Source organism: Burkholderia sp. APQ4-4ca (assembly GCF_057837105.1).
The window spans coordinates 86,773-100,895 of record NZ_JBYQCG010000232.1; the positions used below are offsets into that span (position 1 = coordinate 86,773).

At 68.1% G+C, this 14,123-nt stretch carries 13 protein-coding genes; 5 read left to right on the top strand and 8 right to left on the bottom strand.

Annotated elements, in window-relative coordinates; translation table 11 throughout:
- Window positions 1-33 precede the first annotated feature (33 nt).
- The 3 genes from AC3IFE_RS28210 to AC3IFE_RS28220 all read right to left on the bottom strand — a co-directional run bounded on the left by AC3IFE_RS28210 (window position 34) and on the right by AC3IFE_RS28220 (window position 3,967).
- On the bottom strand, window positions 34-1,992 hold the full coding sequence (locus AC3IFE_RS28210) for a PhoX family protein (RefSeq protein ID WP_489193525.1): 1,959 nt from the start codon (window positions 1,990-1,992) through the stop codon (window positions 34-36).
- 190 nt (window positions 1,993-2,182) lie between these two features.
- On the bottom strand, window positions 2,183-3,376 hold the full coding sequence (locus AC3IFE_RS28215; protein ID WP_489193375.1) for an ammonium transporter: 1,194 nt from the start codon (window positions 3,374-3,376) through the stop codon (window positions 2,183-2,185).
- A gap of 255 nt (window positions 3,377-3,631) precedes the next feature.
- The gene (locus AC3IFE_RS28220; protein ID WP_089467044.1) at window positions 3,632-3,967 is read right to left on the bottom strand and encodes a hypothetical protein; all 336 of its coding nucleotides are present in this window, start codon (window positions 3,965-3,967) and stop codon (window positions 3,632-3,634) included.
- A 195-nt stretch (window positions 3,968-4,162) separates the two neighbouring features.
- Between AC3IFE_RS28220 and AC3IFE_RS28225 the strand changes: the two genes are divergently transcribed.
- The 4 genes from AC3IFE_RS28225 (at window position 4,163) to AC3IFE_RS28240 (ending at window position 6,644) form a co-directional block, all read left to right on the top strand.
- Window positions 4,163-4,591, top strand: coding sequence for a BCAL1086 family glycoprotein (locus AC3IFE_RS28225; RefSeq protein WP_301739464.1), 429 nt, complete (start codon window positions 4,163-4,165; stop codon window positions 4,589-4,591).
- 90 nt (window positions 4,592-4,681) lie between these two features.
- Window positions 4,682-5,137: an Rrf2 family transcriptional regulator gene (locus AC3IFE_RS28230; protein ID WP_175788300.1), complete on the top strand. Its 456-nt coding sequence runs from the start codon at window positions 4,682-4,684 to the stop codon at window positions 5,135-5,137.
- A gap of 156 nt (window positions 5,138-5,293) precedes the next feature.
- The gene (locus AC3IFE_RS28235; RefSeq protein WP_489193378.1) at window positions 5,294-5,935 is read left to right on the top strand and encodes an NAD(P)-dependent oxidoreductase; all 642 of its coding nucleotides are present in this window, start codon (window positions 5,294-5,296) and stop codon (window positions 5,933-5,935) included.
- Between the two features lie 238 nt (window positions 5,936-6,173).
- Entirely contained in the window at window positions 6,174-6,644 is a 471-nt protein-coding gene (locus tag AC3IFE_RS28240) for an Lrp/AsnC family transcriptional regulator (protein ID WP_489193380.1), read from the top strand.
- Between the two features lie 29 nt (window positions 6,645-6,673).
- Here AC3IFE_RS28240 and AC3IFE_RS28245 read toward each other — a convergent pair whose 3' ends face one another.
- From AC3IFE_RS28245 to AC3IFE_RS28255, 3 genes are read right to left on the bottom strand one after another with little or no spacing between them, the layout of a single operon-like run.
- Entirely contained in the window at window positions 6,674-7,447 is a 774-nt protein-coding gene (locus AC3IFE_RS28245; protein ID WP_489193382.1) for an ABC transporter ATP-binding protein, read from the bottom strand.
- A gap of 4 nt (window positions 7,448-7,451) precedes the next feature.
- Window positions 7,452-9,149 carry an ABC transporter permease gene (locus AC3IFE_RS28250; protein WP_489193384.1) on the bottom strand — a complete coding sequence of 566 codons (1,698 nt, stop codon included), beginning with the start codon at window positions 9,147-9,149 and terminating at the stop codon, window positions 7,452-7,454.
- Window positions 9,139-10,182, bottom strand: coding sequence for a Fe(3+) ABC transporter substrate-binding protein (locus tag AC3IFE_RS28255; protein ID WP_489193386.1), 1,044 nt, complete (start codon window positions 10,180-10,182; stop codon window positions 9,139-9,141). The genes AC3IFE_RS28250 and AC3IFE_RS28255 overlap by 11 nt, the downstream gene beginning before the upstream one ends.
- Before the next feature lie 243 nt (window positions 10,183-10,425).
- On the opposite strand from AC3IFE_RS28255, the gene AC3IFE_RS28260 reads away from it, so the two are divergent.
- The gene (locus AC3IFE_RS28260; RefSeq protein ID WP_006476417.1) at window positions 10,426-10,587 is read left to right on the top strand and encodes a hypothetical protein; all 162 of its coding nucleotides are present in this window, start codon (window positions 10,426-10,428) and stop codon (window positions 10,585-10,587) included.
- A gap of 146 nt (window positions 10,588-10,733) precedes the next feature.
- Here the strand turns inward: AC3IFE_RS28260 and AC3IFE_RS28265 are convergent, their stop codons facing one another.
- Window positions 10,734-11,384, bottom strand: coding sequence for an amino acid permease (locus tag AC3IFE_RS28265; protein ID WP_489193526.1), 651 nt, complete (start codon window positions 11,382-11,384; stop codon window positions 10,734-10,736).
- A 291-nt stretch (window positions 11,385-11,675) separates the two neighbouring features.
- Complete coding sequence (locus AC3IFE_RS28270) at window positions 11,676-13,967, bottom strand: FUSC family protein (protein WP_301739460.1); 2,292 nt, start codon at window positions 13,965-13,967, stop codon at window positions 11,676-11,678.
- Between the last annotated feature and the right edge of the window lie 156 nt (window positions 13,968-14,123).

A 14,123-nucleotide genomic window follows, 5' to 3' on the forward strand; every position in this document is an offset into this window, starting at 1 on the left:
GGCTGACGAGCAACGCCCCTCGCGCGCGGCCGATCAGCCTTTCGCGAGCTTGATGCCGGTCTGCTCGGCCGTCAGGTAGCCGACGCTGGCGCCGAAGCGATCCTTGTAGTTCGCGCGCACGAGCGGATCGAGCGTCGGCTTGACCTTGTCGTGCAGCGGCGATTCCCAGTCGCCCACGTGCTGGAAGTTGCTCATGATGTACGTCCAGCCGTTGATCTCGTCGACCGCGTGCAGGCCCGTCGATTCGGCGCCGGCCGGGCACGACAGCACGCGCGCGAGCGACTTCGTGTCGACGTTGTAGGCCCACAGGAAGTTGTTCACGTGCATGCCCGAGTCTTCGCCGATGAACAGCGTGCGCAGCTTTTCGGAGAACTTCAGGTTGTCCGGGTTCGCGATCTTGTCCGGGTTCGCGAGGTTGCCGAGCGCGTCGGCCGCGGCGAGATCCTCGCCGACCAGCGCGGCCGGCGCGCCCATGTCGACCGGCACCCATTCGCTGTCGATCGCGGCGCCCGTCGTATCGCGCTGGCCGGCCTTCAGGTTCAGCGCGTAGACGGCGCCAGCGGCGATCTTCTTGTCGAGCGCGACGCCGCGCGACACCGCGTTGCCCTTGACCATCGACGTTTCGATCCGCGACATCGCCGTGTAGACGATCTTGTCCTTCGCGTTCACGGTCGTGCCTTCGAGCTTCGTGAACGCCATGCTGCCGCCGAGCAGCGCCGCGTAGCGGTGCGTCTCGAGGAACGCGGCCGCCTTTTCCATCCCCGGCTTCACGCGCATCCAGTTGAACTTGCCGCCGAAGTGGATCTTCGTGTAGCTCGCATCGTTCGGATCGGTGGTCACCAGATCCATGATGTCCGACGCCTTCAGCGTATTCGCGAGCGCTTCGATCTCGCTGCTGGTCGCGTGGCCGATCCTGATCCACGTGAGCGTCGCGGTGCCCGCGCCGGCGGACGACGTCTGCGTCCACTTCGCGACGTACAGCGTGCCGGCCGACAGGTCGGCCGCCTTGTCCGCGACGAACATGAACAGGCCGCCGTTGGTGGCGTCGTCGCCCATCATCACGGTGCGCTGGTCCGGCATCACCTGGATCAGTTCGTGCGAGATGCGGCCGAGGCAGTAGTGCTTCTTCACGGTGCCGGTGCCGTCCGGGTTCACGGTGATCTCGGGCAGGTGGCCGTAGTGGTAGGGGTTTGCCTTCGTCTCGTCGCCGAACGTGTTCTTGCTGAATGCCTTGAACTGCGCGTCGGTCGCGGCCTTCGTCGCGTCCGGCTCGTATTCCTCGCTCGACAGGTGCGTGCCCCACGGCGACAGGCTCGCGCCGCAGGTGATCCACAGGCCGTGCGCCTTCGACGTGTCGACGTTGTGGTACTTCACGACCTTCAGCGCGCCGGTGGCCGGGTCCTGGTCGAGCGTGATCACCGCGATCGGCGACGGCAGCTGGCCGTACTGCGACGCGCTCGCCTGGTCGCGCGTCGTGTATTCGAACTGCACGACCGCGAACACCGCGTTGCCCTTCACGCCGGGCACGTTCGCGTTCTTCAGCGTGAGCAGCGAGCTGCCGTCCGGGCAGTCGGAATAGAACTGGCGTTCCTTGCCCGCGACCGAGCGATCGATGATCGGCTGGTTGTTGATGTCGTAGTAGCCGCCCGCGAGCGTCGTGCCGCCGTTGCCGTCCGGCACCAGATCACCCGTCACGAAGAACGGCTTGTACGCGAGCTTGAAGTTGCGCGACGAGCCGTCCGAGAACGACACCGACAGCGTCGAGCCGACCGTCGTCGTGGCCATCGCGGCCGCGTTGTCGAGCGTCGGCGCGGCCATCGCCGAGAATGCCGCCGACGTATAGGCAGCGGCGACCGGCGTCGACGCGGGATCGTCGTCGCCGGCGCAACCCGTCAGCAGGGCGGGCAGCGCGAGGCCGGAAAGGGGAAGCATCGGCGCGCCGGCGAGGATCTTCAGGGCCTGACGACGGGAAGCATTGGGCAACGCGGGCATGTGGAGTCCAGTTTCGGTGGTTGGAAGCATGGCCTTCGCGAAGCACGCGAGCGGCAAGCTTCGCGAAGGCGTATTGAAAACTGGACCGAAGTGTAAGGACGCTAGATGAAAGTTTTTTGAATCGAAAACGTAATGATGCGTCGGGCGTCCGTCGGGTGAGCCGACGGACGCCGGCCGCAAGCGTTTGCGCTCAATCGCGCTCCGGCGTGGCCGAGATGCGGTGGATCGACAGGTCCGCGCCGTCGAATTCGGCTTCGCGATCGAGACGCAGGCCGACCGTCGCCTTCAGCGCGCCGTAGACGAGCGTGCCGCCCGCGGTCGCGATCGCGATGCCGCCGAGCGTGCCGACGAATTGCGACAGGAACGACACGCCGCCGAGCCCGCCGAGCGCGGGCAGCCCGAACACGCCGGCCGCGAGGCCGCCGAGCGCGCCGCACATCCCGTGCAGCGGCCAGACGCCGAGCACGTCGTCGATGCGCCAGCGGTTCTGCACGCAGGTGAACATCGCGACGAACAGCGCGCCAGCCGCGGCGCCCGTGACGAGCGCGCCGATCGGGTGCATCACGTCGGAGCCCGCGCATACCGCGACGAGGCCCGCGAGCGGCCCGTTGTAGGTGAAGCCCGGGTCGTTGCGGCCGGCCATCCACGCGGCGAGCGTGCCGCCGACCATCGCCATCAGCGAGTTCACCGCGACGAGGCCGCTGATCTTGTCGAGCGTCTGCGCGCTCATCACGTTGAAGCCGAACCAGCCGACCGCGAGCACCCACGCGCCGAGCGCAAGGAACGGGATGTTCGACGGCGGGTGCGCGGCGATCCGGCCGTCCTTCGCATAGCGGCCATGGCGCGCGCCGAGCAGCAGCACGGCCGGCAGCGCGACCCAGCCGCCGAACGCATGCACGACCACCGAGCCCGCGAAGTCGTGGAACGGCGCGCCGAACGCGTGCGTGAGCCAGGCTTGCACACCGAAGCGCTCGTTCCACGCGATTCCTTCGAAGAACGGATAGATGAAGCCGACGATGATCAGCGTGGCGACGAGCTGCGGATTGAACTTCGCGCGCTCGGCGATGCCGCCGGACACGATCGCCGGGATCGCCGCCGCGAACGTCAGCAGGAAGAAGAAGCGCACGAGCGCGTAGCCGTTGTGCTGCGACAGCGTGCCGATGTCGTCGAAGAATTCGACGCCGTACGCGATCGTATAGCCGATGAGGAAATACGCGAGCGTCGACACCGAGAAGTCGACCAGGATCTTCACGAGCGCGTTGACCTGGTTCTTCTTGCGGACCGTGCCGAGTTCGAGAAATGCGAAGCCCGCGTGCATCGCGAGCACCATGACGGCGCCGATCAACAGGAACAGTGTGTCGACGCCGGATTTCAGACCATCCATGCCGTGGCTTCCTTGCGCAAAAAACGGGCGAGGAATGCAAGTATCGAGCCAACGTGGTGAACGATTGCGTGGAATTGGTGCCCGCGCTCCCGCGCGATGCGGTATTCCGGTGAATCGTGCACGGGATCGGGGCGTGATCCGCGTGGGCCGCGGCGGGTGCCTGGTGCACGGACGTGGTGCGGTGTGTGTCGAACTGGTGCGTACGACGAACGAGGTGGGGCGGCTGGGCGCGTTGACGCGCACCGATCTGGCGCGTCAGTGCCGCGGGAAGAGGGTGGGCGGCCGGCGCAGCCGCAGCGCGCACGCGGACCAGTACGCGGCGACGGTCGCCAGCCCGAGCGCGGCGAACGCGAGCGCGGCGAAGCTGGCGAGGGACTGGCCGTCGCCGTCGGCGCCGAGGATGCCTTGCGCGACGATCAGCGCGGCCGTCCAGAACCCGATCACGGCCTGCGTGAGCAGGCGCGCACAGGCGATGCGGCGCGGCCGGCCGGATTCGGCGAGCCGGCGCGCCGATGGCGCACGCAGGCACAGGAACAGGGTGGCGGCGAGCAGCGCGGCCAGGGCGATGAGCCAATCAACGAGGAAAGCCATACGGGGAAAAGGGGGCAGGTACGAAGCGGATTGAAGCGTGCCCACTTTAGAGGCGTGGCGCGTGCGATTGAATCAGACGAATCCGAAATTGAAAGGCATTTTTAATGGCGGGTCGTCATTGGGCCTGTTCCACAGGCGGTATCATCGACCCCGGTCCAACCACGAGGTCGCGCCACGTGCGGCCGGAGATTGCTGATGAACATGAAGACATCGCGGGCGCGTCGCGCGCCCGGGTCCGTGCTGGCGGCCGTGGCCGCCGGTGCGCTGTTGTTGCTCGCGGGGTGCGAGAAGTCCGGCACGCCGGCCACGCAAGCCGATACGGCCGCGAGCGCGGCCGCCGATGCCGCGAACAATGCGGCCAAGGCGCTCGATCAGGTGGCGAGCACCGTCAATCAACAGATCAACGCGGCGAAGGCCGGCATCGCGTCAGCGGCGTCGGCCGTGCCGCCGTTGTCCGCGAGCGGCCTCGCGTCGGCCGCGCAGGCACAGTTCGACGCGGCGGCGTCCGCCGTCGTCGCGCATGCGGCTTCCGAAGCGGGCGCGAAGATCGCCGAAGCCGGCAAGAAACTCCAGCAGTGGAGCCAGCAGGGCGCCGCGGGGACCCAACCCGCGAGCGGCGAATAACGCGGGCTTGCACAATCCGTAAAATGTAATTATGATGGTTACACATGTCGCCGGTCGCGGTTTGGGGCGGCGTCGCCGAGTGAGTCACGAATGAATACCAGCAGCCGGTTTGCATTTGCCGTTCACGTGCTCGCCTTGCTGTCGATGCAGGAAGGCGCACCGTTGTCGTCCGATATCATCGCGGGCAGCGTGAATACGAATCCGGCGCTGATTCGCCGGTTGTTGTCGATGCTGGCGGCCGCAGGGCTGACCACGTCGCAACTCGGCGCGGGCGGCGGTGCGCTGCTGGCGCGCGAGCCCGGCGAGATCACGCTGCTCGACGTGTATCGCGCGGTCGACGATGCGCAATTGTTCGCGCTGCACCGCGAGGCGCCGAATCCGGCATGTCTCGTCGGGCGGCACATCCAGGGCGTGCTGACCGGCTATATCGGCGACGCGCAGCGCGCGATGGAGGCGTCGCTCGCCACGCGCACGCTCGTTGACGTGACGGCCGACATGCTGGATCGGGAGCAGCGCACGCAACGGGCGGCGCGCGCCGGCGGATGACCGACGGCGGGTGCCGACGGGGGGGCCGACGACAGGCAGGGCAGGAAGCCGGACGGCGCGCATGCGCGGCGATCGGCGCAACGGGGGCTTCGCCCGTTTTTTTCGGCCTTATGTGTAATTAATCGTGTTACATATTTTCAACTCTGGAGAATCGATATGACGCAACGTTCGTTGAATATCGCGCTGTTCGGCGCCACCGGCATGATCGGCTCGCGCATCGCGGCGGAAGCCGTGCGGCGCGGCCACCGCGTCACGGCGCTGTCGCGCCGTCCGGGCGCATCCGGCGACGGCATCACCGCGAAGGCGGCCGACCTGTTCGACGCGGCCAGCATCGCGGTCGCGCTGCCGGGCCATGACGTCGTCGCGAGCGCGTACGGTCCGAAGCAGGAAGATGTGGCGCAGGTCGTCGCGGTCGCGAAGGCGCTGGTCGCCGGCACGCGCCAGGCCGGCTTGAAGCGGCTCGTCGTGGTGGGCGGCGCCGGTTCGCTGGAAGTCGCGCCGGGCAAGCAGCTCGTCGACACCGAAGGCTTCCCGGACGCGTACAAGGCGGTCGCGCTTGCGCACCGCGACGCACTCGACTACCTGAAGACGGTCGCCGATCTCGACTGGACCTTCTTCGCGCCGGCCGCGCTGATCGCGCCGGGCGAGCGCACGGGCACGTTCCGCACGGGCGTCGGCAAGCTGATCGTGGACGCGCAAGGCAACAGCAAGATCTCGGCGGAAGACTACGCGGTCGCGTTCGTCGACGCGCTCGAGCAGGACAGCTTCGTGCGCGAGGTCGCGACGGTCGCGTATTGAGCGGCATGACGGCCGGCGGCGTGTGCGCGCCGGCCAGGGCGCGACGCGCAAGCCGCGACGCGCCGAGCAGTCATTTCAGGCGACGCCACCCGCGTGCGTGGCGTCGCCTGTTTCATTGGCGCGGCGAGTGCGTGACGGATCGGTATTTACACCGGTCGACGCGCCGAGACAGTTTTCATATTGTTCCCCGTCGGGCAGGATGAATAGAATAAATTTCTATCGACGAGGGAACGGAGAAATGGACGCCATCGATCGCAAGCTGCTGGAGCTGCTGCAGGCGGATGCCACGCTGCCGATCGCGGAGCTGGCACAGCGCGTGAACCTGTCGCAGACGCCGTGCTGGAAGCGCGTGCAGCGGCTGAAGGAAACCGGCGCGATTCGCGCGCAGGTCGCGCTGTGCGATCCGCGCAAGCTCGGGGTCGGCACGACCGTGTTCGTCGCGATCCGCACGAACCAGCACACCGAGGAATGGGCGCAGCGCTTCACGCAGACGGTGCGCGACATGCCGGAAGTGGTCGAGGTCTACCGGATGAGCGGCGAGACCGATTACTTGCTGCGCGTCGTCGTGACGGGCATCGACGACTACGACCGCGTCTACAAGCAGCTGATTCGCACGGTGCCGCTGTTCGACGTCAGTTCGTCGTTCGCGATGGAGCAGATCAAGTATTCGACCGCGCTGCCCGTGCGCGATCTGGCCGAGCCCGCCTGACGGGCATGCCGCCGCGCGGCGGCGCGGCTTCAGCGGCCGCGCGCCAGTGCGCGTGCACGTTCGTCGGCCAGCGCGTCGCGGCGCACGAAATCCGCGACGAACGGGCTGGCCGGATGGTGATGCAGCGCATACGGCGTGTCCCATTGCGCGAGTTCGCCGTCCTTCATCACGCCGATCCGGTCGGCGATCGCGAACGCCTCCGCCTGGTTGTGCGTGACGAGGATCGCGGTGTGGCCCGTGCGCTTCAGGATGTCGCGCAGCTCGAACGCGAGTCGCTCGCGCGTATCGACGTCGAGATTCGAGAACGGTTCGTCGAGCAGCAGCAGTTCCGGCGACGGCGCGAGTGCGCGCGCGAGCGCGACGCGCTGCTGCTGGCCGCCCGACAGTTCGTGCGGATACGCGTCGCCGGCATCGGCGAGGCCGACGAGGTCGAGCATCTCCGCGACGCGCAGCCGCCGTTCGGCCTTCGGCATGCGCCGCAGCCCGAACGCGACGTTGTCGGCCGCGCTCAGGTGCGGGAACAGCGCGTAATCCTGGAACATCATGCCGATGCGTCGTCGCTCGGGCGGCACGTCGAGCGACGGCGTCGCGACCGGCGTGCCGTCCAGCACGATACGCCCCATGCGCACGGGTTCGAAGCCGGCGATCGCGCGCAGCACGGTGGTCTTGCCGCAGCCGGACGCACCGAGCAGGCAGCCGATGTCGCCTCGCGGCAGCGCGAGGCTCAGGCCGTCGACCACGATGCGGCGGCCGTGCGGCGTGTCGTAGGCGACGCAGAGGTCGTCGAGTTCGAGCAGGTTCACGGTGTCAGGCTCCGATCTTGTGGCGGGTGCGGGCGAGCAGGATCACGGGCACGAGCCCGGCCAGCACGATCGCGAGCGCGGCGACCGCGCCTTCTTCATAGGTGCCGCGCGCGGCTTCCGCATATAGCCAGGTCGCGAGCGTGTCGAAGTTCAACGGGCGCAGCAGCAGCGTGGCCGGCAATTCCTTCATCGCGTCGACGAACACCAGCAGCGCGCTCGTCGTGAGCGCGGGCCGCAACAGCGGCAGGTGGACGCGGCGCAGCGTGCCGCCGGCCGTCTCGCCGAGCGAGCGCGCGGCCTGTTCGAGCGACGGTGGAATGCGCGCGAGGCCGGCCTCGATGCCGCCGGCCGGGATCGCGAGAAAGCGCACGGTATAGGCGATCACGAGCGCGGCGGCCGAGCCCATCAGCAGCAGGCCGTCGCGGCCGAGCACCGCGCCGAACAGCCGATCGGCCGCCGCGAACGGCATCAGCAGGCCGATCGCGAGCACGGTGCCCGGCACCGCGTAGCCGAGGCTCGCGATCCGCGCGCACAGGCGGGCAGGGCCCGCCCGGGCGCTGTCGCGCTGCGTGCGCGCGGCCCACGCGACGACGAGCCCGCACGCGAGCGTCGCGGCGGTGGCGGCGGTCGCGATCGTCAGCGTGTTCGCGAGCCCCGTCATCAGTTGCGCGGACACGCCGCCGACGAGGTGCAGCCGCTTGGCCGTTTCGACCGCGAGGTACGCGGCCGGCGCGCCGAAGCCGAGCAGGACGGGCAGCCAGCCGAGCACCGCGGCGCCCAGCGCGGCCGGGCCGGTCAGGCGGCGCGGCGCGATCGGCCGCATGCGCCGGCCATGCGCGTAGCGCTGACGGCGGCGCCCGTAGCGTTCGAGCGCGATCATGCCGACGACGATCGCGAGCATCGCGAGTGCGATCTGCGCGGCGCCGGCGAGATCGGAGCGCGTGATCCACGTCGTATAGACGGACACGGTCAGCGTCTGCACGCCGAGGAACTCCGATGCGCCGATATCGTTCAGCGTTTCGAGCAGCGCGAGGCTCACGCCGACCGCGATCGCCGGCCGGGCAAGCGGCACGACGACGCGCCAGAACGTCGCGACGCGGCCGGCGCCGAGCGTGCGCGCGGCTTCGAGCAGGCTCGCGGATTGCGTGACGAACATCGCGCGCGTGCTCAGATAGACGTACGGATACAACACGAAGCCGAGCACGAAGATCGCGCCGGGCAGCGAGCGCAGGTCGGGCAGGCGGAACTGGCGCGGGCTGTCGAAGCCGAGCAGCCAGCGGATCGCGCCCTGCACGGGGCCGATCGGATGCAGCAGGTCGAGATACGCGAACGCGACGATGTAGGTGGGGACGGCGAGCGGCAGCAGCAGCGCCCAGGTCAGGATCCGGCGGCCGGGAAAATCGTACGCGGTGACGAGCCAGGCGCAGCCGGTACCGACGATCGACACGATCGTGCCGACTCCGGCGAGCAGCAGCAGCGTATTGACGAGCGCCTGCGGCAGCACGAATTCGGCGAGATGCCGCCAGTGCGCGAGATCGGCGTCGAACGCGGCGGCCACGAGCACCGCGACCGGCGCCGCGACCGCCGCGGCGATCGTCAACGCCGCGAGCAGCCACAGGCTGCCCGCGCGTAGTCGCGGCCGCGGACGTGGGCCGCGCGGCGCGCGGCAGGCGCGGGCCGCGGGCGATGCGTCAGTTGTCAAAGCCGACCTTGTCGACGAGCTGGCTCGCCTGCTTGCGATGCTTCGCGATATCCGAGAGCGGCAGCGGGTCGACTTTCAGCGTGCCGAAGCTCGCGATCACCGGGTCGAGCTTCACGTTCGCGCGCACCGGATATTCGTAGTTCGCCTGCGCATACAGCGCCTGCGCTTCCGGCGACACCAGGTATTCGAGCAGCTTCACCGCGTTGGCCTTGTGCGGCGCGTGCTTTGCCACCGTCGCGCCGCTGATGTTCACGTGCGTGCCGCCGCTCTTTGCATTCGCGAACGTCGGGCGCACGACCTTGATCGCGTCGCCCCATTTGCGCGCATCGCTGCCGGCCTCGGCATGCTTCATGTGGCCGACGTAGTACGCGTTCGCGAGGCCGACGTCGCAGATGCCGCCGAGGATGTCGCGCGCGACGTCGCGGTCGCCGCCGGTCGCCTTGCGCGCGAGGTTCGCCTTCACGCCACGCAGCCATGTCTCGGTCGCGGCCTCGCCGTCGTGCGCGATCATCGCCGCGACGAGCGCGGTGTTGTACGGATGCTGGCCCGACCGGATGCAGACCTTGCCCTTCCATTTCGGATCGGCGAGATCCTCGTAGCGGAACGCATCGACCTTCAGGTCCTTTTCGACGTACAGCACGCGATCGCGCAGCGACAGCGCGTACCAGTCGCCGTTCGCGCCGCGCAGGTTCGCGGGAATCGCGTCGTCGAGCGCCTTCGAGCGCACCGGCTGCGTGAGGCCGCCGTCGACGAGGTCGAGCAGGTTGCCGACGTCGACCGTCATCAGCACGTCGGCCGGCGATTGCGCGCCTTCCGCCTTCACGCGTTCGAGCAGGCCGTCCTTCACGAACACCGTGTTGACCTTGACGCCGCTCTGCTTCGTGAACGCGTCGATGAGCGGCTGGATCAGCTTCGGCTCGCGGGTGGTGTACAGGCTCACTTCCTCGGCCGCCTGGGCAAGCGGCGCGAAGGCGGCCGCGGTCAGGGCGAGGGCGCCGGCGAGCGGCAGCAGGCGGGTGCGCGGATTCGACATGGAGACTCCGGTGCGGCAGGTGGACGAGGGAGCGTTCCGCGGCGCGCCTGCCGCCCGCGCGACCCGAAACATTACAAATTGAAAGACGCTGGATTCTAAATCGAAATGGGAATGATTAACAAACGAAAGCTTGCGGAAAGCGGGGGAGCGGCCGGGGACGGAGACCGGCGAGCGAGGCGGCGCAGCGCGGGCGCAAGCGCGTAGAATGCCCGCTTCGACGAATTTGACGGAGCGGCACCGACCATGAACGATCAGCGCAAGAAGAACCCTGTCCGCAACGTGAGCATCCTGATCGTCGTGGCCGTGCTGCTCGTGATCGGGACGATCCTGTACAACGCGATTTCGCAGAAGCACGCGTACGACGAGGCCCATCCGGCCGAGGCCGCGAGCGCGGCGTCGCACTGACGGGCCGGTGCGCGGCCCGGCCGGTCGCGCGTGGGCAGGCGAAGGGAGTGGCTCCGCGGTGTCCGGCGCGACGGGCGCCGTGCGGAACCGGGACGGCGGAAGGCGCGCGCGGAACCGGCGCGCCGCATCGGCAGGTCAGCCGTGCGTCAACGTGACGCAGCGGCGCATTTCGGGCGGATCCGTATGTAGAACACGGCCGCGAGCAGCGCGAGCCACGCCGCGCCGACGTAGAGCGCGACGCGCGTATCGTCGAACCAGCCGAGCATCACGATCACGAAGCCCATGAAGGCGATCGTCAGCGCCGGCGCGACGGGCCACAGCGGCACCTTGAACTTCAGCGCGGCGACTTCGGCGCTCGATTCGAGCTCGCCGAACACCTTCACGTGGCACAGGTTCAGCCCGCAGATGATCGCGACGACGCCGAGCACCCAGATCCATTGCGGCACGTCCGAAAACCAGAAGCCCATGTAGATGCCGAATGCGGTGATGTCGGCGATCGCGACGATCACCATTTCGAGCGTGTAGGTCCAGCCGGTGACGAAGCCCGCGAACGGGCCGAGGTTCCCGGTCGCGTAGTGGCCGAACGAGCCGGCGACGGGTTCGCGCACGGCCATCTCGCCGAGCGCGCGCATCACCATGTAGACGGCCGCGCCGCCCAGGATGTACGCGAGGATCACGGCCGGGCCGGCGAGCTGGATCGCGGATGCCGAACCGTAGAACAGGCCCGTGCCGATCGCCGAGCCCAGCGCGAGAAAGCGGATGTGCCGCGCGCTCAGATGGCGCTGCAAGTTTTTTATCGAGTCTCCGATATCGTTATGCGACGAACCTGGCGCGCGAGGCCGGTTCGAATGCGTCAAGTTGCCTATACAACTTGAATGTGAACGAATGATAACAAGCCGGACCTCGCGGTCGGAATCGGGTATTCCCAGAATGGCGGGCGAATGGAACGGGGCGTCGGGCAGTCGCGCGCTGCGGGCGCAGGCCGCTTGAAGCGGGCGGGGCATGCTTCGGGCGATCGTTGAACCGGAGCGCGCCGGTGGCCGAGCCGCGTCGTGCGCGGGCCGGCCTGCCGGCGCGGACATCGGCCGTCAGGCGGGCAGGCGGATCACGCTCGCATCCTTGCGGATCAGCAGCGACGACGCGAGCATCTGCTTGCACTGGTGCGCGAGCACCTTCAGATCGTGCGTGAGCTCGGCGCCGACCGCGTCGGATTTTTCCGCGGACACGACCATCGCGTCGAGATCGCGCGTGATCTGCTTCGACGCTTCGAGCTGGTCGGCGGGCGGCGGTTCGCCGGCCTCGGCCTTTTCGAGATTGTCGAGCACGGCGGCGAGGCCGCGCTGCAGCGCGTCGTCGTGGACGAGGCTGCCATCGGCCGCGCATGCGCTGCGGATCAGCGGCGCGGCAGCGGTGATCTGCGCGCCGAGCACGTGCGTCTGCACGAGCAGGTCGTTCAGTTCGGGCACGAAGCGCTGATGTGCCTTCGGCTCGATCATCATCCGCTGGAACGCCTGCCCGAGGTTCGCGAACGCGATGTGCACGTCCTTGCGGGCGAGGCGGTAGCGGTAGTCGTCGTCGAGGCTGGCGGCCGGCGACTCGATCGCGGCCGCGACGCCCGCGACGACGGCGGCGCCGTCGGCGGCCGGCACCGGTGGCGGCGACATGCCGCGCCCGGCGCGCCACACGGCCTCGAAATACTTGCGGGTGGAGGTCAGCATGTCGGTGACGAGCTTGCCCATCAGCCGGTATTCCCAGTACGGGAACAGCCGGCTCGCGGCGATCGCGATCATGCAGCCGACCACCGTGTCGATCGCGCGCTCGCCGATGATCCGCATGCTGCCCGGCGCGAGCAGGTGGAACATCAGCAGCACGTACGAAGACGTGAAGACCACGCTCGCCGCATAGTTGAACAGCAGCAGGCTGTAGCTCATCACCATCGAGCCGAACATGATCGCGATCAGCAGGTGCGTATCCTTGACCGTGTAGATCAGCGCGACGCTCGCCGCGCAGCCGATCAGCGTGCCGACGATACGCGCCGCGTTGCGCTGCTTGGTCAGCGAATAGCCGGGCTTCAGGATGATGATGGTGGTCATCACGATCCAGTATGCGTTCGTGAGCGGCAGCAGCCGGCCGATCCAGAACCCGACCGCGACGGCGATCGTCACGCGCAGCGCATGGCGAAAGCTCGGCGAGCGCATGTTCAGGTTCGAGAAGATCAGCAGCGGCGACATGCGGCGGCGCTGCAGGAAGCGCGTGAGCGCCTTGTCGATCTTCAGTTCGGTTTGCTGCGGATCGGCGCGGCCCGACAGGTTGCGGCGCATCCGGTCGATCAGGCGTGTCGCGCTCCAGATGCGCCGGAACGTCGCGAGCACGGCCGCATAGGCTTCCGCGTGGGTGGCCGCGAAGTTCTTCTTGCGCATCAGCTCGATCTCGTACTCGATCGCGCGCAGCTCCGCCTTCACGCTGATGTGCGAATGCGGCGCGCGATTTTCGAGCACCGCGAGGCCGACCTCCTCGAGATCGGCGGCGGCCTTGCGGATCAGGTCGCGATAGAAAATGATCAGGTCCGAGCCGCCGAACGTGTTGCGCACGAGCGGATAATCGGTGTGCGCGCCGACGAACAGCTCGTGCAGGTCGACGCTGTTGATGAACAGGTTGTACATCGCCGTGCGGCCGGGGTCGAGCTTGCCGCGCCGCAGCTTCGGCAGGTTGCGCAGCACGATGTCGCGCGCGGTTTCCTGCGTTTCGACCGCGGTGATCTGCCGCGCGACGAGATTGCGGTAGCACTCGTCGAGATCGGCGTCGAGATCGTAGAACTGCGCGCGCGCGAGCAGGTAGTCGGCGCAGGCGAACAGGCTTTCGGCCAGCGCCTGCTGCTCGATCCGGCGCGCCTGCCATTGCGACACGAGCGTGGCCCAGTACGTGTACCAGAGGCCGCCCGCGAGAATCCAGCCGGCGTTGACGAACGCCTGCAGCGGCGTGAACTTCTCCTCGAGCGTCATCACCATCATGAACAGCGTCGCGAAGCTGATCTGTGGCCAGCGGTTGCCGTAGACGACGATCAGCGACAGCACGAACGTGAGCGGCACGATCGTGAGCCACAGCGCGAAGATGTTCGGTGTCGCGAGGCCGGTCGCGAGCGCGGCAAGGAAGCCGATCACGCTGCACGCGAGCATTTCGTTGTGCTTGTACTTGAGCGGGCCCGGCATGTCGACCACGCACGCGCCGAGCGCGCCCGTCGAGATCGTGAAGCCGAGGTCCCGGTTGTGAAACACGATCAGGCACAACACGGCCGGCAGCGACACGCCGACCGCGATCCGCAGGCCGCCGAAAAAGTACTGGCTGTAGAAAAACTTTCTGATTTCGACCGAATAGCGCATCGATGAGCTGAATGACAGACGAAGACGCCGGGGCGGCGTATTGACTGGCGACGAGTCTATCGTATTTCGCGTTCCGCAAAACCTGGCTTTCCGGCCGAGGTTCGCGGCGGCGGCCCATTTGCTATCCTTGGTGATCCTGTTCGCCCGGCCCCGCCG